This window comes from Bacillus sp. L_1B0_5 (assembly GCF_000836715.1).
Taxonomy (GTDB): domain Bacteria; phylum Bacillota; class Bacilli; order Bacillales; family Bacillaceae_G; genus Bacillus_A; species Bacillus_A thuringiensis_S.
This window is the reverse complement of the sequence record NZ_JXIS01000049.1, coordinates 46,386-65,306: the sequence shown is the minus strand read 5'-3', so window position 1 is coordinate 65,306 and position 18,921 is coordinate 46,386. Positions and strand designations below refer to the sequence as shown.

Below are 18,921 nucleotides of genomic sequence, written 5' to 3'. Positions count from 1 at the left end.
TTTTGAACACGAGTGAAAATATACGCATGGCCCTTTCCTCTATCTTTGCTCATAAAATGCGTTCTATCTTAACGATGCTAGGTATTATTATCGGTATTAGCGCCATTATTACTATCATTTCAATGGGTGATGGTACAAACGCAAAGTTTAAAAAAGAGTTAGGCCAAGGAAAAGATAATGAAGTAACGATTTACTACAAAAACCCTGATTATGGACCAGATAACGCTAAAATTACATCTGATATGCTGAAACGTCTTCAATCTGTTCCTGGAGTTAAAGATGTTTATCCAGATGTAAGTATGAAAGTAAAAGCATCTGCTGGTTCAAAAGATGTCTCTCTTGATTTAAAAGGTGGAACAGGCGCCTTTATGACAGATTCAAAAATAAAATTAGTTCACGGTCGTGAATTAAACGACAGCGAATTAAACCAAGCAATTCCTGCTGTTATATTAAATGAAGAAGCTTTTAATAAATTATTTAATGGTTGGGAATCAAATTTATACACAGATATAAAAGGAAAACCATATAAAGTAGTCGGTGTGTACGAAACGAAAAATGAGTTTGGAATGGCTATGTCAGAAGGTTATACATCACTTGAAAACGCCCCTGTCATTTCTGGAGTAACTGAGTATGACACTGTAAAATTAACACTCGTTTCTCCATCGGAACGTAAAAATGTAGAAAAAGAAGCCGTTTCCGTTTTAAACGACATGAAGGCCCCTAAATTTGAGCATAAATTTGAAGCGCAAGACATGGGTGAATTTACGAAGCAACTAGACGAATCAATCGGTATGATGAAAATGGTATTCGGTGGTATTGCTGCTATTTCCTTACTTGTTGGTGGTATCGGTGTAATGAACATCATGCTCGTATCTGTAACAGAACGTACACGTGAGATTGGTATTCGTAAAGCACTTGGTGCAACACGTGGTAAAGTATTAACACAATTCTTAATCGAATCTTGTATTTTAACAGGACTTGGTGGTTTCATCGGATTCATGCTCGGTATTTTCTTCGCTTGGATCGTCTCAATCTTTGCTGGATGGCCACTCGTTGTCTCAAAAGAACTTGGACTTCTTGCAGTAGGTATTTCAATGCTAATCGGTATTGCATTCGGACTACTACCAGCTAACAAAGCTGCAAAACTTGATCCAATTGAATGTTTACGATATGAATAAACAAAAACGTAGGAGTTTACACTCCTGCGTTTTTTATTTACCTATTAAATTGAGTTTCTTCTATTATATATGTTTCACGTTACAACAATCATTCTAATACTCTTCATTATTTATAGCTACTAAGGCTATTATCTAATCCTATTATTGCAAAAATACTATGTAACAGACGAAAATCAAGGCGTAATTTTTTCCATGCTTCGACTGATTTTGTAACAATTATATCGATATTTCATTAAATTTCACCTCATTTATATCTTTTCACGTCTAAAAAGATTATTATTCTATAACTATTTTTTCATTTAAACAGTAAAACACACTACTTTTGTAACACTATAGATACACTTAAGAAAAATTACCGTAATATTATTAACGTTATAGTAATTGAAATACTACTCATTTTGTGTTTTATATGCCCTAATACGCCAAAAAACAACAAGGAAGCGCTATCAGGATATTTATGGAATTGTTACAGAATATTAATGCCCCGTTACGAAAGCTTTGTAATTTTATGTTTTTCGCAAATAAGAAAATAATGGTTGCTATAATGAGGTCAACGAAAACAAATGCAATGGAGGCTATTATGAAAAAATTTATGGGTATAGCAACAGCAGCGGTTTTTGGTCTTGGGATTTTCACAACATCTGCTAAAGCAGAAACTATCGTAACGACTGACGTACTAAACGTACGAGAAAACCCAACTACTGAATCAAAAGTTGTAGGAAAATTATTAGATGGATATAAAGTAAATGTTTTACATACAGAAAATGGTTGGTCAAAAGTTCAATTGAATAGCGGTAAAGAAGCTTTCATAAGCGCTGACTATACAAAAGACACTTACTACGTAACAGCAAACGTATTAAACGTACGTGCTAGTGCAAACACAGATTCAGAGATTCTTGGTAAGTTGAAAAAAGATGATGTAATCGAAACAACACACCAAGTACAAAATGATTGGATTCAATTTGAATATAACGGAAAAACAGCTTATGTTCATGTTCCTTACTTAACAGGTAAAGCACCAGTTAAAGTTCAACCAGTAGTTAAAGCTGAAAAAACAACTACAGTTCAAGATACAGCTAAAGTTCGTGAAGCAGTTAAAGCTCAGGAAGTAGCTGAAACTCAAGCAAAAGCTAAAGCAGTGGAAGCAACTAAAGCTCGCGAAGCAGCTGAAGCTCAAGCAGAAGTTAAAGCTCAAGAAGCGGCGAAAGCTCGTGAAGCAGCTAAGGCTCAAGAAGCAGCTAAAGCTCAGGCAGATGCTGAAGCTCAAGCAGAAGCTAAAGCTCAAGAAGCGGCGAAAGCTCGTGAAGCAGCTAAAGCTCAAGCAGATGCTGAAGCTCAAGCAGCGGCTAAGGCTCAAGAAGCAGCTAAAGCTCGTGAAGCGGCTAAAGCTCAAGAAGCAGCTAAAGCTCGTGAAGCGGCTAAAGCTCAAGCAGATGCTGAAGCTCAAGCGGCTAAGGCTCAAGAAGCAGCTGAAGCTCGTGAAGCGGCTAAAGCTAAAGAAGCAGCTAAAGCTCAAAAACCAGCTACACAACAACCTGCTGCAAAAGAAACTGAAACAAGTGCACCATCATCTTCTCGTGAGTTACGTGTTGTAGCAACAGCTTACACAGCAGATCCACTTGAAAATGGTTATAAAGCAGGCGACCAAGTAAAATCAGCTATGGGTCACAACTTAACAGCTAATCCAAACATGAAACTAATTGCAGTTGATCCAAGTGTCATTCCATTAGGTTCAAAAGTATGGGTTGAAGGTTACGGAGTAGCAATCGCTGGTGATACTGGTGGAGCTATTAAAGGAAATAAAATCGACGTTTTAATGCCAGATAAAGGCACATCAAGTAGCTGGGGACGTAAAACAGTTACAGTTAAAGTATTAAACTAGTTATAAAAAAGAGTCAGTCTCATCGTTGAGGCTGGCTCTTTTTTTACTCTATTAAACTACTGAAAAAAATGAAATTATATCAACGATTTTTCAAATATATCTATCGTAACCTACAATATATCAACGATTTTTCGAATATATCTATCGTAACTTATAATATATCAACGATTCGACAAGAGATATCGATTTACCGACAAATTTTGACGTTAAAAGTACTTTAATATTAAAAAGGCGGTCCAAAATTTGGAACGCCCCCTATCTTCTCTATTCCACACAAGTAAACTGTGTCCAAGCCCCTACGTAATCTAGTAAGAATAACTCCTCTTCCGCAATTGTACCGACAATATTTTTCCGTTCATCTATCGGCATTTCTTTTAGAATGATTTGCAGTTCACCTTTATACTTACCAAATGAATTGTTACCAATTACAACTTGCCCTCTTTCCTGTAGTACGCTTTCGCGCACCGGGAAATCATAGTCTTTATATTTTTTACGTACTTCTGTAGAACGTACCATATACTCTGTTATGTCGCCGCGTCTTACATGTAATTCTTGCAGCGAGGCTCTCTTCTCTACTTCAGTCGCTTCGTCTACAAATTGTACTTTCAGCTGTAACATGTATCGATTTAAGTTTCCTAGTTTCTCTAACTCTTCCTCACTCGCATAAGCATTTCCGATAATGACATCATCAATTAGCCCTGTCGCCCATAAATGCTTCGCTTGCACTTCAATTGGTAAATTACGATGCTCTTCTAACGTACATAATCCGTCGTTAATATCCCATGGACCGATGTTTGCGGCATGTGATGTAATAAATGCTGCACTGCGAATACCATGCTTTTTAAAGCGTTCACTACAGCGAATGAAATAATCGTACGGAAGACCAGTGAATTTTTGCGGATAAAAATTATGACAACCAATTAAAGCTGATTTATTCGCTTGATGCGAAAGAATATTTTCTAAGTACGCAATATCGTTACTTACATTTAACTCAATTTTTAAACCGTACGGATTATTCGTCATTTTCGCTTCCGTTAATCCGTCAAAACCTACATCTAAACGAATACCGTCTGCGCCTAACTCTGCGAAAAATGATAGATCGCTATAACTAATATCAAGCTGATCAAACACAGCTGGAGCTACATCTAGAATAACTTCCATATTGTTATCTTTTGCGTGATTAATAATCTCTTTAAATTCAGCTACAATTTCTTCTTTCGGACGATTCACAGATAACAAACAAGTAAATATTCTTGAAAAACCGTGTCGTGCCGCTGCGGAAATATAAGCCATATCTTTTTCTTTCGTTGAATGTTCTGGATAAAGTGAAATTCCTAATTTACGCTCCATGCTTTTGCATCTCCTTCACACGTTGTATTAATGCCATGCTCGTAAATCTATATTTTGCAGATAAACATGTTGCACATAAAATTGTCGGTACAATAATTACGTACGGTGAGTGTAGACCTAACATTACATATGCACCCATTGAACAACCGATAAATAAAACTGATACTAGTAGTAACACTAATAAAGATTTACTTTGTACCCATTTCGAATAATGGGCAATACACTGTCCGACCACGAATGTAATTAAGATGATAATTGCTCCGAGCATTCTGTTTTCTCCTCTCCTGCTAATTGTTGTTTCTCATACATCTTGAAGAATGGATAGTAAATAACGAATGAGATAACAAAGTTAACAAGTACAAGTACACCAGCCATAATTGTCCAGTCCGTACTAATCACCGCTGCAATTGGTGCTAACATCGTAAATGGCAGTTTCGCCATCATGAGTGGAATCATACCTGAAACAACTGCGAAATATGATACTGTCGTTGTCACTAACGGTGTAATAACGAACGGAATAATTAAGATTGGGTTCATTACAATCGGAGCCCCGAAAATAATTGGCTCGTTAATATTGAATAAACCTGGTACGAATGATAATCTACCTAACTCTTTTAGGAACTTAGATTTAGAGAACATAAACATAATTACTAAAGCTAACGTTGAGCCTGATCCGCCAATCCATACGAACCATTGAATGAATTGCTCTGTAAATAAGTTTGGTAATTGATGTGCATTTCCTGTAGCCGTGAACACTTCCATATTTTCAAGAATTGCTGAATCCCACATCGGACGAATGATTGGTCCTAAAATCGCTGGTCCATGTATACCAAATGACCAGAAGAACACGATTAAGAATACTGTTAATAAACCACCGAATAAGTTATTTCCTACTAGTACTGATTTTAATGGTGCGATTAAGTATGTAATTGTTGTATTTACATCAAATTTCAAACCGTAGCGAATGCCCCAGAATAAAAGAATAACTACTAATGTTGGAATTAATGCTGCAAACGAATTTGAAACTGCTGGTGGTACACTGTCTGGTAATTTAATTGAGATATTATGCTTAATCATAAAGTGATAAATTTCTACTGCAATTAATGCTGTAACAATTGCACCAAATAAAGACGTTGCACTTAATGTTCCTACTGAAATATATCGACCTGCATCAATAACACCTGGTACAGCTTTCGTAATTTGAATTGGTTCAACTGATGCTAGTAAAAAGGCGAGTACAGATAGTAGCCCTGCACTTAATTGATTGAGCTGATAAAAGTTCGCGAGCGAAGCCCCTACACCAAACGCTGCGTATAATGCCATTAGTCCTACTGTAAATCGGAATGGAATATCTAAAATATGGCGAAACGGTGCAATCCATTCCATATATGCATCAATTGGTAAATTTAAAAAGATTACGAAAAATGACCCGACGATCGTTAACGGTAATGTAGAAATAACCCCGTTTCGAATTGCTAATAAATGTCGTTGTCCTGCAATCTTTTGCGTTGTTGGCATAATCTTTTGTTCCATAAAACTCATAAACCCATTCATCAATAGCCCTCCTCTTTCTCTCTACTATAAAAGAATGAAATAAACTTTATAACATTATAATGTTTATATTTAAAAAGATATAATTATGCTAAAACTAATTGTTCTGCTTGCCTAAGCACTTTCAAACCATCACACATGCCATAATCTCGTTGGTCTATAATTGCAACTGGTATGTTGTATGAATTTGCAAGAAACTCTACAGCTGGAAATAAATATTTCACTTGTGGACCGATTAAAACGACATCGGCTTCTTTTATTTCAAGTTTCACAAGTTCTGAATCAACCGCCTTAATTTTATAATTCTTCCCCTGTTTCTTTGCCTCTTCTTGCATTTTTCTTACGACCATACTCGTTGACATACCTGCTGCACAACATAATAAAATATACATCTTATACTGTCACTTTCTCTTCCACTCGTTTATGAAGAGTAATAAATTCTTCAGCTAGTTCTTTCACTGTAATTGCATTCATTAAATGGTCTTGTGCGTGCACTAACAGTAAACTGATTTCTGCATGATTTCCTCTTGCCTCTTCTTGAATTAGATCCGTTTGAATACGATGAGCTGCTGAAATTTCCTCACTAGCAAGTTTCATCTTTTCACCCGCATTCTCGAAATCTCCTTGTCTTGCAAAAGCGATTGCTTCAAGCGCCGCACTTCTCGCATTGCCACCATGTAAAATTAATGCAAATGGAGTTTGCATATCAGCCATTTTAAATTCCCCCAAGCTATATGTTTTCTATATTTTTATCTTATTATGAAAACGCATACAATTAAACATAAAAAACTTCCGTTATGTAACGGAAGTTTTTATATACTTTTTCAAAATGATAATAAAATCTCTTGAAAATCTTCAATTACCTCGGTCTGAGTAAGTTTCTCTATCGCACTTTGACTAGACATAATATCATATAAAAAATCATAAAGCCTTTGCAAATCTTCATTATTATTGCGCTTTACACTAAATAAAATAATTACTTGTACTTTTTTGTCTCCCCAATCAACAGCCTTTTCAAGTGTGCAAAACATCAAAAAAGTTTCCTCACTTAATAACTGCATCGGATGCGGGATTGCAACTGAATTCCCAACCGCTGTCGGAGACGTATTTTCTCTTTCCATAACAGAAGCATAAAAGTTTTCTGGTACATAGCGTTTCTCAGCAGCTTTCTCACATAAAAACTGAATAACATCCTCTTTCGTAGAAGCACTATGATTTAAAAAGATTAAATCTTCCTTAATATATTGCTGCACACTATTATTCACATGCGTAAACAACCGCTGACCAATCGATTTAATCTCTTTATCATCAAATATTGAATTCACTTTTATAACTGGAACAGGCAAGCCACTTGGTATATGAATCGTACTAATAATACAATCTATTTTTTCTTTATAAAGATCTTCTACTTTCAATTGATAATAGCCTGTAATACCTACAATCTCTAATTTATCTCGAAACTGTGATAAAATTTTATATTTTAATAGTTGTGCACTTCCTTGACCAGTCGCACAAACTAATAAACATCTTTTCTTTTGATTCTGCTCCTGCAAACGGCTCATCGCTCCGCCTAAGTGAATTGCAATATAACCAATTTCACTTTCAGGGATCGATTCACCCGTATATTCACCAATGATATCTCCAACGAGAATCGCAATTTCAAAAGCATACGGATAATTCTTTTTCACTTCTGCCAAAAGAGGATTTCTCGTATTTAACTTATACTTCAAACGATTTAATAACGTTTTTAAATGAATACCAAATCCAAATAATAATTCTTCATCATAATAAAAAATAAGATTCCGTTCTTCCGCTACTTTAAAAAGAATATGTTGCATAAATGCATATATATCTTTTCCTAATAGCTCTTCTACATTTTCATAGCGATCTCTCGTTGTAACAGCAGTACTTAATAAATGCATCGTCACATATAATACTTCTTCTTCTGGAAATAAAAATTTTAACTCTTTCTCTAAATCTCCTAAAATCTGCTTCGCAATTGTATATTCTTTCTTTATTATAAGTTCTGATTGCTCCGCATGCAGTCCTTTCATATAATGTTGACTTTGACAACGCTTTAATGCGATTGCAATATGAATGACTAAATTATCAATTTCTATATCAGATAAATATATTGTTCCACCCTCAATATACTTTAATATAATTGAACGAATAAGTGATATATGCGGTAGCGATAAATACGTCTCCGTCTGCTCAAATTGCTCATGAAACGGAGTATGGTCATAACGCGGTAAACCATATTGTGATAAACAAGAACGAATATTAAATTCCTCTCCAACAATACGTATACCATAATACGGTCTCTTCTCAATTTGTAATTTATAGCGACTACATATATCTGTAACATCTTTCATAATTAAATTGACCGTTGATTTGCTCACATAAATCTCTTCCGCTAATTCTGAAAGCTTCACATATCCCTCTGTCGTTAAAACACGCTGCAAAATGTACGCTATTCTTTCTTCATAAGAAGTTGGAATCTTTTCCGTCTGTTTTTGAAATAGACTCACACAAAAGTCTTCAAATTTCTTCGTTTGTATAATTTCTAATTCGTACCCAGTCCCTCTTTGCGATTCGATTTTCGCTCCGTTTTCTTCCAATATATCATTTAATAATTTTATATCCTTTTGAATCGTCTTCGTCGATACATGTAAACGGCCCGCTAAAAAAGCTCGATTTAACATCGATTTCTCTTCTAAAAACTCCTCTAAAATAGAAATTAATCGCTGATGCACCTTTGTCATAGCTCTTCCTCTCGCTCTTTATATATAAAGGGGGAAAAGCTGCTGAAATCAGTAGTTTTTCCCCTTTATATTCTCTCTATTTCTTTAATGTGAATCCGAATTTATCCCATGCTTGTAAATAATCTAGTAAGAAAATCTCTTCTTCTACAATTCGACCAACTACATTTGTTTTTCCTGTATTCACCATATCTTTTAATGCAAGTTGTAATTCGCCTTTATACTGGCCATATTGTTCATTATCAATTAATAGATCTCCACGCTTAATTTCACGCGTATTATGAGGTTTAAACTCTTCTTTTTTATATTTCACACGACTTTGTGTAGAACGAATCATATATTCAGATACATCTCCGCGATAAAAATGTGGTTCGTCTAATACGATAATTCTTTCTAATTCTGTCGTTGTATCATATAGTTCTATATCAAATGTTTGTTTCTCTTTATTTAATGCACCTAGTGCTTGTAATTCTTCTTCTGACGCATATGCGTTTGCAATAATAACATCATCAATTAATTCCGTCGCAAATAAATGCTTCGCCTGTGTTGTCATCGGTAATTCACGATGCTGCTCTAATGTACATAACCCTTCTGTTACTGGCCAAGGTCCGTATGTTGCATCAAATGATGAAATAAAAGCAGCCGTTCTCATACCGTAATCTTTAAATTGTTTCGAGCATTTAATGAAATGATTGTATGATAACCCTGAATAACGATGCGGATAAAAATTATGACAACCAATTAAATTTTCACGATTTGGTCTATGACTCATAATGTTATCTACATACTTCGTACCATTACTCATATTAATCTCAATTTTCAAACCATACGGATTATAAGTCATAATTGATTCTTCTAATCCTGAGAAACCAACATCTAAACGAATACCGTACGCACCTAATTCATGGAAGAATGATAAGTCATTATACGAAATACCTAATTGTTCAAAAACAGACGGACTAATATCAACTAATACTTGGAACCCTAATGCATTCGCATGAGAGATCGTTTCTTTAAATTCTTCTATAATTTTCTCTTTTTCTCCATCCACAGATAATAAACATGTGAACACACGTGTAAATCCATATTTACTTGCTAATGTTAAATACTCCTTATCTTTCTCTACTGTTGAATGTTCTGGATAAATAGAAATACCTAATCGTCTCATATGTACACGCCTCTTTCTTCATCATATTGTAAACCTTTTCAAATATATGTAGTGAAAAAGTATATATCCCCTTCTTGTTCACTACTCTTTTGAATCCGCTTTCTTTAAAGAAAAAACAATTTCTATCATTCTTAACACCTACAAGTCTATACATCTATACTTTACATCTTTTTTTCATAGTTGTGTAGCTTTTACACAAATTTGTCAGTTTTTCACCTTAAAAATTGTTTTCCGTTTTCAAGACACCTTCCTTGACTGTTGCATTGGCCAATACATATACTCGAAAGAAAAGAGAAAATTTTATATAGGGGATGAATATATGGGAGAAGCAATACTCGTAAAACGAGAACCGTTATGGACAAAAGAGTTTGTTGCTTTAATTTTTGCAAACTTATGTATGTTTTTAGGGTTTCAAATGTTAATTCCAACCTTACCTGTTTATGTGAAAGAAATTGGTGGCACAAGTTCCAATATCGGATTGGTTGTCGGCATGTTTACCGTCGCGGCACTTTTTGTTAGACCGCTAACTGGGAACGCCTTGCAAAAATTCAATAAAAAAATCATTTTAATGATCGGTACTGCTATTTGTCTACTCGCTATGGGCAGTTACCTTTTCGCCTCAACAATCTTTCTCTTGCTTGCTGTTCGTATTTTACACGGAGCTGGTTTCGGTATTACAACGACTACATATGGGACTGTCGTTTCTGATTTAATTCCCTCAGCTCGCCGCGGAGAAGGCATGGGATATTTTGGCCTTTCTGGAACAATTGCAATGGCCCTCGGTCCACTTATCGGACTATGGCTTATGCAAACATATAACTTCACAATTCTTTTTTTATGTGCATTATCGTGCACAATTGTTTCATTAATATTAACGAAACTACTTCAAATCCAAAAAACGAAACAGCCTCCACAACAATCATCTAGTACTTTTCTCGATGGATTTATTGAACGTAAAGCTTTACTTCCTTCATTATTAATATTATGTATTACATTAATGTACGGAGGAATCGGAAGTTTTATCACACTATTTGCTACAGAAGTCGGCATAGCTGATATTAGCCTCTTCTTTTTATGTAACGCACTAGCAATCGCTGTGACTCGTCCATTCTCTGGAAAGCTATATGATGCGAAAGGCCATACATTCGTCATCATTCCAGGAGTTATTATAACGTTTACAGGTATTATTTTATTATCGTATACGACGACAATTCCGAGCTTAATTATTGCTGCAGCATGTTACGGAAGTGGTTTTGGCGCGATCCAACCTGCACTACAAGCATGGATGATTGACCGCGTAGCACCGCATCGACGCGGCGTAGCAACGGCTACATTCTTCTCCGCATTTGACCTTGGAATCGGCGCTGGAGCAATTATATTTGGATTTATTGCTCATTTTACAAACTATGCAACTGTATATCGTTACTCCTCTCTATTACTTATTGCTTTTCTCTTCATTTACATTACAAGCATAAGAAAACAAAAGCATGGCGATACAAATACGGAAAAAGCTGCTGGATAATTCAGTGGCTTTTTTATCGTGTTAAAAGAATTGTTTTCCCTCGTTTTGCTGTTATAAAACTACATGCATTTTCCTACATATTTTTTTAACTTTCATCAAAAAATATACGATGAACTCGCAGATGCTATCCTTGATATTCAACTGAACAATATTATTCTAAAAAGTGTGATTTCTTTACAAAATTAAGATTTATACAGATGAAAACCAATAAAATACAGCTGTTTCTTTAAGGGTTTGTAAACTTTTCTTCCCTTTGTAAATTTAGTGTAAATTTTACTAACAAACCGTTTACAGTGACTCAAGGTTCAGTTAATAATTACATCGTACATGAAATTTAAGGAGTGGAATGCGTGGAATATAATGTTCAAGATATGATCTTCCAGTTCATTGGTGGATTAGGTATTTTCTTATTCGGGATTAAATACATGGGCGATGGACTGCAACAAGCAGCTGGAGATCGTCTTCGTGATATTCTAGATCGTTTTACAACAAACCCACTTATGGGTGTACTAGCAGGTATGTTAGTTACTGTATTAATCCAATCAAGTTCAGGAACAACCGCTTTAACAGTCGGACTTGTAAGTGCAGGATTTATGACATTAAGACAAGCAATCGGTGTTATTATGGGTGCAAACATCGGTACGACAGTTACTGCATTTATTATCGGAATTAAAATCGGAGAATATGCTCTCCCAGTTATGGCAGTTGGAGCTATTTTACTATTCTTCTTTAAAAATAAAAAAGTACATTCTGTAGGTCAAGTTGTATTCGGTTTTGGTATGTTATTCTTCGGTTTAGAATTAATGAGCGCAGGTATGAAACCTCTTCGTTCTTTAGAGTCATTCCAAGAATTAACAGTTAGCATGAGTGACAATCCAATTTTAGGAATTGTTGTCGGTACAGTCTTTACTTTAATTGTACAAAGCTCAAGCGCAACAATCGGTATTTTACAAGAACTATTCGGTCAAGGTGCAATCGATTTACAAGCAGCTCTTCCTGTATTATTCGGTGATAACATCGGTACAACAATTACAGCTGTATTAGCAGCAATCGGTACTTCAATTGCAGCAAGACGTGCAGCATTAGTTCACGTTATCTTTAATATTATCGGTACAATTATCTTTACAATTTTATTAGTACCATTTACAAGTTTAATTCAATATTTCCAAACATCATTAAACTTGAATCCAGAAATGACTATTGCATTTGCACACGGAACATTTAACGTAACAAATACAATTATTCAATTCCCATTCATTGCAGTATTAGCATGGATCGTAACAAAAATTATTCGTGGTGAGGATGCAGCGATTGACTTCAAACCACAACATTTAAATCCAATCTTTATTGAACAATCTCCAGCCATCGCTTTAACTGAAGCTCAAAAAGAGATTATCCGTATGGCTGAGTTCTCATTACATGGATTAAAAGAAGCAAATCAATTTTTAAATACACAAGACAAAAAACACGCAAACATGGCTACTCAATTAGAAGGAGCTATTAACAATTTAGATAAAAAAATTACCGAGTATTTAGTTTTACTATCAGAAAAGCCACTTTCACCTACGGATTCTGAAAAACATTCTGTTTTAGCAGGTGTTGTTGGGGATATTGAACGTGTCGGTGATCATGTAGAAAACCTTGTAGAACTTGTAGATTTCCAAATTTCAAACCGTGTTTCACTATCAGACGAAGCATTAGCTGAGTTAAACGAAATGCTTGAATTAACAATTTCAACACTGCAAGACTCAGTTGAAGCTTTAACAAACTTCGATACTGAACTAGCTCAAACTGTTATTGCAAAAGAACGCAAAATCGACCAAATGGAACGTGTTCTTCGTAAACGTCACGTATTACGTCTAAACGAACGCAGCTGTTCAGGTGATGCAAGTATCATCTTCGTCGATATGGTAAGTAACTTAGAGCGCATTGGCGATCACGCTGTAAATATCGCTGACGGTGTTTTAGGCGAACAAGGAAAAATCAATTTAAAACAATCATTATAATGAAAAAAGAGACGCTAGCTTAAGCGTCTCTTTTTTCATTATATTTTAACAACTGTTCTTCCTTTTAACTTTCCTTGCAATATAAGTGTAAACTTCTTCTCTAATTCTTCTAATGTACATTCTTCTGTATAAGATAGTAATTCTTTATTTCCCCATTCTTTCGCTAAAAGCGTCCACACATCTCTTCTCACATCCACTGGACATTGCACGGAATCTACCCCTAAAAGGCTTATGCCTCGTAAAATAAATGGATATACTGTTGTTTGTAGTTCTTGGCCTGCCACATTACCGCATGTCGTTACACACCCACCATACTTTACTGTTTTTAAAGCTGTTTCTAACATATGTCCACCTACAGTATCGATAACTCCGGCGTATAGCCCTTTTAACATCGGTCTTCCTGATTCATCATTCAATTCCGCGCGATGAATCACTTTTTTCGCTCCTAGACGTAGTAGCATATCTTCCTCTTCTATTTTTCCTGTCGCTCCTACTACGTTAAACCCTAACTTACTTAATATACTAACAGCTACACTCCCTACGCCGCCTGTAGCACCCGTTACTAAAACATCTCCCATACTAGGCTTGATTCCTGCTCCAATAAGCTTATATACCGACAAAGCAGCAGTAAAACCTGCTGTCCCATACATCATACTTTCTTTTAATGACATTCCTTCTGGTAAAGGCACGACCCAAGATGATGGGACGCGAATATATTCTCCGAAACCACCAGAGGTATTCATACCTAAGTCATATCCCGTTACAATAACTTGATCTCCTACCTTAAAGGAGTTATCTTCACTACTCACAACTTCTCCTGCGGCATCAATTCCTGGCGTATGAGGATATGTTCTCGTAACACCTTTATTACCAGTAGCTGAAAGGGCATCTTTATAATTTAATGAAGAATAATGAACTTGTATGAATACGTCTCCCTCAGGTAAACTACTTACTTCTCTCTCAACAACTTTTCTTACAAACTGATGATTTTCCGTTTCGTTCACAACGATTGCTCGGAATGATGTATGATTCATTATGCTCTCTCCTTTATCCGTCAAATTCTTCTTTATTATATAGAAGAAATAAGTAAGCTTACTCATTTCTTCTTGGCTATATTTCAACAAATCTTACTTCCCTATCGCTTTCTCATAATATATATTTTCATTTCTACTAATAGCCCTTATACTTATTCTACATCTACAAAATAATATATAGAAAATCTGACTTTTTATAAATAAATTGAATTTTTACGAAATGTAAATGATTTGTAATGTTTTTTTTCGCTAAATTTCATTATAATAAGTGGATATGAGTGTCGTATTTCAATCCAAATGAAGGAGTACAGGAAATGGAGCAAAACCCATCTTTGCAAGAAAATACACGCAGTAAACCGAAAAAAAATAAGAAAAAAATAAAAATTATTATAAGCGCTATACTATTCGTTTTATTAATAGGCGGCGGTTATACTTGGTTTTTAGTAAATAAAGCATCTTCTGCTGTTCGAAATGCCGCACACGATTTAGCACGCGGTGATAAATCAGATTTACGAGATAAAGCTGTAAAACCTATTACAAATAACGTCTCTGTTTTAATAATGGGTGTTGATGAAAGCGATGTCCGAGGAAAAGAATATGGTGAAGCTATAAGAACAGATGCGCTTTTACTTGCAACATTTAATAAAGATAGCAAAACTGTTAAACTATTAAGTATCCCACGTGACACATATACTTATATTCCAATAGAAAAGAAAAAAGATAAAATTACACACGCTCATGCATTCGGTTCTGCTAAAAACGGGAAAAATGGTGGACCACAAGCAAGCATTGATGCAGTTGAAAAATTAATGAATGTTCCTGTCGATTACTTTGTAAAATTTAACTTTAAATCATTTATAAAAATCGTCGATGACTTGGGCGGTGTTGAAGTTGATGTACCAGTTGAATTTACTGAGCAAGATAGCAATGATAATGCTGAGGCAATTCACCTAGAAAAAGGTGTTCAAAAGTTAAATGGCGAAGAAGCTCTTGCTCTTGCTAGAACAAGACACATCGATAGTGATGCAATGCGTGGACAACGTCAACAACTCGTTATCGAAGCTATTTTAAAGAAACTAACAAATGCTGGTTCTGTAACAAAAGTTGGCAACATCATTGATGATATTAACGGACAATTTGTTACAAACTTAACATTTGATGATATGCTTTCATTCTATAAGTACGGATCGGATTCGGAAATTGAGAAATTACAAATCCAAGGTGATGATTGCTATATGGCAAAAGGTGACGATACATGTAGCAAATCTGCTGGTGGTGGTCGAACTTACTACTACAATCCAGATAAAAAAGAATTAGCTAATGTTACAAATGAACTTCGTACTCATCTTGGGCTACCTGCATATACAAAGTCTGACTCAGACTCTGATTCGAAAAAGACAAAAGAATCTAAGTCTGAAAATTCAAGTGAACGCGAATCAAGTAACAATGAAGTGAAAAATAAGAACAAAAATAGCAGTGAAGATACAGAAACATCATCTAATGACAATGAATAATATAGAAGCGGTTCTCTATGGAGGTAGAGAACCGCTTCTTTTTATTCTTCTAAATACAAAAATCAGAACTTTCTAACTATCTTTTTTAATATTTTTAAATTATAATAAATAGTAGCAATCTATTCCAATTATCAGGGGGCTCATACATATGAAAGCTGCAGTAAAACATAACATCTCAGATTTTAAAGACTACTTAAAATCCAACGATATATACATGGAAGAAAATATAGATGAAAATGATGGCTCTGTTCATTTTTCAGTAGGATTAGAGACAGAAGCTGGCGCAAAAATTCAACTTATCGCTGCTTTCCAAAACGAACATCCTACGGTGGATATATACTGCTTCAATGTTGCTCACGTGCCTGATGCAACATCAACAAATGATATTTTACATGTCATTAATGAATTAAACACATCTTATCGCTTTGCAAAATTCACATTAAACAAGCAAAATGCAATTGATATTTCAGCATCTCTTGCATTCTCAGAACCAAACTTTAATCCAGCACTTGTCTTTGAACATACGAGAATGCTATATAAATTAGCAAATGACGAATATAAAAACTTAATGAAAGTTATTTGGGCATAAAGTGAAACTATAATCCGTGGGGTTTACAGGCAATAAATAAAAGGATGGGCTGCAAGCAGCACCATCCTTTTATTTCGATATCATATCAATCCACATTTTAACAGCAGTTCCTACAATTAAAGTGGACAATACATATTGCAGTACTTTTTGATTTAGCCTCTTCCCGACTCGTGCTCCAAGTGGCGCAGCAAATATACTTGCAACCGCAATAATTAGAGCTGGAATGATAACTACTTGCCCAGTAATCACTTTTCCGGTAGTAATCCCTATTGAGGAAATAAACGTAATAGCGATAGATGTTGCGATCGTCATGCGCAGTGGTAATTTTAAAATAACTAGCATAATGGGAACTAAAAGGAACGAACCTCCAGCTCCTATAATGCCTGAAGCTCCCCCTACAACGAACGCTAACAAGCTTGCTAACCATTTATTATACTTCACATCTCCACTATTATTTTGTTTCGGTACAAACATCATAATAGCTGCAATTGTAGCTAATGCTGCATAAACAACATTAACTGTATGTTCCTCTAATATGTTAGCACCGAAACTCCCTATGAAGCTTCCTATTAATATACTAGCTCCCATATACATAACTAATGTTTTATTCATGTCATTACTTTTCCGGTATGCCCACGCGCCTGCAAAAGTTGCAAAGAATACTTGTACCGCTGTAATACCGCTCACTTCATGTGACGTATAGCCAGTAAATCCTAGCAATACTGGAATGTATAAGATCATCGGATAATTAATAATCGCGCCACCAATCCCAACCATTCCTGATATAAACGATCCTATAAACCCAATTATAAAAAGTAATACGACTAAGCTCATCTTACATCCCCCGCCTTCTAAAAAGAAGGTGATTTAAATGAATAAGTTTACATTCCCATCCGAAGCATCTGCTAAATATGCCCCTACACCTGCAAACTCTACCCCTTCCATAATCTCTTCCTCTTTTAACCCTAATAAATCTACTGTCATTTGACAAGCTACAAGTTTAATTCCTTGTTCTTTCGCCAAATCAATTAAATCTGGCAAAGGCATTGCGTTATGTTTTTTCATAATGCCTTTAATCATCTTCGGCCCCATGCCAGCAAAATTCATTTTGGATAATCCCATCTTATCAGCACCGCGTGGCATCATTTTTCCAAATACTTTTTCTATAAATGTTTTCTTTACATTCACATGCTCATCTTTCCTTAAAGCATTTAATCCCCAGAAAGTATGAAAAATAGTTACCTCTTGATCATACGCCGCTGCACCATTTGCAATAATATAAGCAGCCATTGCTTTATCGTAATCTCCACTAAATAAAACGATTGTCGTTTTTTTCTGCTGTTCCATGTTGTTCCTCCTCTAAATTACCTATAGGGGTATTTAATTGTTTATAAAAAGGCTCAAATCTTTTATCTCTATGCTATATGACTTTACCTTCCCAAGCTAACATACCACCTACCATATTGATCGCTTGAAAACCGTAACCTTCTAAAAATTGAACGGCTCTTGCACTTCTCGCGCCAGAGCGACACACGATAATATATTCTTTCTTTTTATCCAACTCATGCATACGAAACTCTAATAGCCTTAGTGGAATATTACATGCTTCTTGAATTCCCCCTTCAACTACTTCTTCTACTTCACGGACATCTACGATATTTACTGCTTCTTTACTTAACAATTTTTCTTCTAATTCTTTTGCTGTCATTTCTTTCATTTTAAAGTCCTCCTCACAAACCATTCATACCACCTGAAACGTTTATTACTTGCTGAAACCCTAGTTTTTTCAACATCTTTGCAGCTTGCTTACTTCTCATTCCACTTTGGCAAATAACGATTACTTCCTTATTTTTATCTAACTGACTTGCTCTACTTGCTAACTCATTTAACGGGATATTCTGAAATCCTTTCATATGATTTCCTCTATATTCACCTACTGTACGGACATCAATAAAGTACTTCCCCTTTTTCCCCACTATACTTTTTAATTCTTTTCCATTTATATTTTGAACACCTTTCACTGGTAAAAAGCGCGAAATAACAAACCATGTAGCAAGTACAATGAAAAGCGTACTTAATATTGTGTTCATATAACCAACCTCTCTGCATTTATAACAATATTTTTTCCTACGCCTTCTTAATCCAAAACTTCAGCACATCAGCTTCTTCTACATGCTTTACGATTTCATGACCAGTTTTGTTTGCCCACGCTGGAATATCCTTAATTGACCCTTTATCCGTTACATGTACTTCTAACACTTCGCCCGATTGTAAAGTATCCATCGCTCTTTTCGTTCTTACAATCGGCATCGGACATGCTAAATCCTTCGCATCTAATACTTGTTTTATATTCATCATTAATTCC

Annotated in this window: 19 protein-coding genes; 6 read left to right on the top strand and 13 right to left on the bottom strand. The window is 35.3% G+C overall.

The genetic code is table 11. The annotated features are described in order from the left end of the window. Positions 1-2 precede the first annotated feature (2 nt). Positions 3-1,178, top strand: coding sequence for an ABC transporter permease (locus RT27_RS17270; protein ID WP_016082750.1), 1,176 nt, complete (start codon positions 3-5; stop codon positions 1,176-1,178). Between the two features lie 457 nt (positions 1,179-1,635). Continuing rightward, positions 1,636-3,060 (top strand): cell wall-binding protein EntC, encoded by a 1,425-nt coding sequence (gene entC / locus RT27_RS17265; RefSeq protein ID WP_043936772.1) that lies wholly within the window; start codon positions 1,636-1,638, stop codon positions 3,058-3,060. Positions 3,061-3,324: 264 nt separating this feature from the next. Here the strand turns inward: entC and RT27_RS17260 are convergent, their stop codons facing one another. The 7 genes from RT27_RS17260 to RT27_RS17230 form a co-directional block, all read right to left on the bottom strand. Continuing rightward, on the bottom strand, positions 3,325-4,410 hold the full coding sequence (locus tag RT27_RS17260; RefSeq protein WP_029441686.1) for a MupG family TIM beta-alpha barrel fold protein: 1,086 nt from the start codon (positions 4,408-4,410) through the stop codon (positions 3,325-3,327). Next, positions 4,400-4,678: a hypothetical protein gene (locus tag RT27_RS17255; RefSeq protein WP_000900046.1), complete on the bottom strand. Its 279-nt coding sequence runs from the start codon at positions 4,676-4,678 to the stop codon at positions 4,400-4,402. The genes RT27_RS17260 and RT27_RS17255 overlap by 11 nt, the downstream gene beginning before the upstream one ends. Further along, positions 4,654-5,964 carry a PTS sugar transporter subunit IIC gene (locus RT27_RS17250; RefSeq protein WP_001013060.1) on the bottom strand — a complete coding sequence of 437 codons (1,311 nt, stop codon included), beginning with the start codon at positions 5,962-5,964 and terminating at the stop codon, positions 4,654-4,656. Before RT27_RS17250 ends, RT27_RS17255 begins: the two co-directional genes overlap by 25 nt. Positions 5,965-6,047: 83 nt before the next feature. Further along, the gene (locus RT27_RS17245) at positions 6,048-6,353 is read right to left on the bottom strand and encodes a PTS sugar transporter subunit IIB (protein ID WP_000275645.1); all 306 of its coding nucleotides are present in this window, start codon (positions 6,351-6,353) and stop codon (positions 6,048-6,050) included. A 1-nt stretch (position 6,354) separates the two neighbouring features. Beyond that, positions 6,355-6,675 carry a PTS lactose/cellobiose transporter subunit IIA gene (locus RT27_RS17240; RefSeq protein ID WP_000774623.1) on the bottom strand — a complete coding sequence of 107 codons (321 nt, stop codon included), beginning with the start codon at positions 6,673-6,675 and terminating at the stop codon, positions 6,355-6,357. A 110-nt stretch (positions 6,676-6,785) separates the two neighbouring features. After that, on the bottom strand, positions 6,786-8,726 hold the full coding sequence (locus tag RT27_RS17235) for a BglG family transcription antiterminator (RefSeq protein ID WP_029441685.1): 1,941 nt from the start codon (positions 8,724-8,726) through the stop codon (positions 6,786-6,788). Between the two features lie 76 nt (positions 8,727-8,802). Further along, positions 8,803-9,891 (bottom strand): DUF871 domain-containing protein, encoded by a 1,089-nt coding sequence (locus tag RT27_RS17230; protein WP_029441684.1) that lies wholly within the window; start codon positions 9,889-9,891, stop codon positions 8,803-8,805. Positions 9,892-10,210: 319 nt separating this feature from the next. On the opposite strand from RT27_RS17230, the gene RT27_RS17225 reads away from it, so the two are divergent. Both RT27_RS17225 and RT27_RS17220 read left to right on the top strand, forming a co-directional pair. Next, complete coding sequence (locus RT27_RS17225) at positions 10,211-11,413, top strand: MFS transporter (RefSeq protein WP_016082758.1); 1,203 nt, start codon at positions 10,211-10,213, stop codon at positions 11,411-11,413. A 350-nt stretch (positions 11,414-11,763) separates the two neighbouring features. Then, the gene (locus RT27_RS17220; protein ID WP_016082759.1) at positions 11,764-13,419 is read left to right on the top strand and encodes a Na/Pi cotransporter family protein; all 1,656 of its coding nucleotides are present in this window, start codon (positions 11,764-11,766) and stop codon (positions 13,417-13,419) included. A gap of 38 nt (positions 13,420-13,457) precedes the next feature. Here the strand turns inward: RT27_RS17220 and RT27_RS17215 are convergent, their stop codons facing one another. After that, complete coding sequence (locus RT27_RS17215; protein ID WP_016082760.1) at positions 13,458-14,453, bottom strand: YhdH/YhfP family quinone oxidoreductase; 996 nt, start codon at positions 14,451-14,453, stop codon at positions 13,458-13,460. A gap of 314 nt (positions 14,454-14,767) precedes the next feature. Between RT27_RS17215 and RT27_RS17210 the strand changes: the two genes are divergently transcribed. Continuing rightward, complete coding sequence (locus tag RT27_RS17210) at positions 14,768-15,967, top strand: LCP family protein (protein WP_016082761.1); 1,200 nt, start codon at positions 14,768-14,770, stop codon at positions 15,965-15,967. A 148-nt stretch (positions 15,968-16,115) separates the two neighbouring features. Next, positions 16,116-16,556: a hypothetical protein gene (locus RT27_RS17205; protein WP_000642361.1), complete on the top strand. Its 441-nt coding sequence runs from the start codon at positions 16,116-16,118 to the stop codon at positions 16,554-16,556. 69 nt (positions 16,557-16,625) lie between these two features. Here the strand turns inward: RT27_RS17205 and RT27_RS17200 are convergent, their stop codons facing one another. The 5 genes from RT27_RS17200 to RT27_RS17180 form a co-directional block, all read right to left on the bottom strand. After that, entirely contained in the window at positions 16,626-17,390 is a 765-nt protein-coding gene (locus tag RT27_RS17200; protein ID WP_000060742.1) for a sulfite exporter TauE/SafE family protein, read from the bottom strand. Between the two features lie 33 nt (positions 17,391-17,423). Continuing rightward, on the bottom strand, positions 17,424-17,903 hold the full coding sequence (locus RT27_RS17195) for a DsrE/DsrF/DrsH-like family protein (protein WP_000437741.1): 480 nt from the start codon (positions 17,901-17,903) through the stop codon (positions 17,424-17,426). Between the two features lie 73 nt (positions 17,904-17,976). After that, complete coding sequence (locus tag RT27_RS17190) at positions 17,977-18,273, bottom strand: rhodanese-like domain-containing protein (protein WP_043936770.1); 297 nt, start codon at positions 18,271-18,273, stop codon at positions 17,977-17,979. 13 nt (positions 18,274-18,286) lie between these two features. Beyond that, positions 18,287-18,646, bottom strand: a complete 360-nt coding sequence (locus RT27_RS17185; protein ID WP_016082763.1) for a rhodanese-like domain-containing protein — start codon at positions 18,644-18,646, stop codon at positions 18,287-18,289. Between the two features lie 37 nt (positions 18,647-18,683). Beyond that, a complete protein-coding gene (locus RT27_RS17180; protein ID WP_029441679.1) occupies positions 18,684-18,914 on the bottom strand; it encodes a sulfurtransferase TusA family protein in 231 nt (76 codons plus the stop codon). Positions 18,915-18,921: the final 7 nt, after the last annotated feature.

Excerpts from the sequence above, each read along its gene's own strand:
- entC (WP_043936772.1), top strand. The coding sequence starts at position 1,636 with ATGGAATTGTTACAGAATATTAATGCCCCGTTACGAAAGCTTTGTAAT.
- RT27_RS17260 (WP_029441686.1), bottom strand. The coding sequence starts at position 4,410 with ATGGAGCGTAAATTAGGAATTTCACTTTATCCAGAACATTCAACGAAA.
- RT27_RS17255 (WP_000900046.1), bottom strand. The coding sequence starts at position 4,678 with ATGCTCGGAGCAATTATCATCTTAATTACATTCGTGGTCGGACAGTGT.
- RT27_RS17250 (WP_001013060.1), bottom strand. The coding sequence starts at position 5,964 with ATGAATGGGTTTATGAGTTTTATGGAACAAAAGATTATGCCAACAACG.
- RT27_RS17245 (WP_000275645.1), bottom strand. The coding sequence starts at position 6,353 with ATGTATATTTTATTATGTTGTGCAGCAGGTATGTCAACGAGTATGGTC.
- RT27_RS17240 (WP_000774623.1), bottom strand. The coding sequence starts at position 6,675 with ATGGCTGATATGCAAACTCCATTTGCATTAATTTTACATGGTGGCAAT.
- RT27_RS17235 (WP_029441685.1), bottom strand. The coding sequence starts at position 8,726 with ATGACAAAGGTGCATCAGCGATTAATTTCTATTTTAGAGGAGTTTTTA.
- RT27_RS17230 (WP_029441684.1), bottom strand. The coding sequence starts at position 9,891 with ATGAGACGATTAGGTATTTCTATTTATCCAGAACATTCAACAGTAGAG.
- RT27_RS17225 (WP_016082758.1), top strand. The coding sequence starts at position 10,211 with ATGGGAGAAGCAATACTCGTAAAACGAGAACCGTTATGGACAAAAGAG.
- RT27_RS17215 (WP_016082760.1), bottom strand. The coding sequence starts at position 14,453 with ATGAATCATACATCATTCCGAGCAATCGTTGTGAACGAAACGGAAAAT.
- RT27_RS17210 (WP_016082761.1), top strand. The coding sequence starts at position 14,768 with ATGGAGCAAAACCCATCTTTGCAAGAAAATACACGCAGTAAACCGAAA.
- RT27_RS17205 (WP_000642361.1), top strand. The coding sequence starts at position 16,116 with ATGAAAGCTGCAGTAAAACATAACATCTCAGATTTTAAAGACTACTTA.
- RT27_RS17200 (WP_000060742.1), bottom strand. The coding sequence starts at position 17,390 with ATGAGCTTAGTCGTATTACTTTTTATAATTGGGTTTATAGGATCGTTT.
- RT27_RS17195 (WP_000437741.1), bottom strand. The coding sequence starts at position 17,903 with ATGGAACAGCAGAAAAAAACGACAATCGTTTTATTTAGTGGAGATTAC.
- RT27_RS17190 (WP_043936770.1), bottom strand. The coding sequence starts at position 18,273 with ATGAAAGAAATGACAGCAAAAGAATTAGAAGAAAAATTGTTAAGTAAA.
- RT27_RS17185 (WP_016082763.1), bottom strand. The coding sequence starts at position 18,646 with ATGAACACAATATTAAGTACGCTTTTCATTGTACTTGCTACATGGTTT.
- RT27_RS17180 (WP_029441679.1), bottom strand. The coding sequence starts at position 18,914 with ATGATGAATATAAAACAAGTATTAGATGCGAAGGATTTAGCATGTCCG.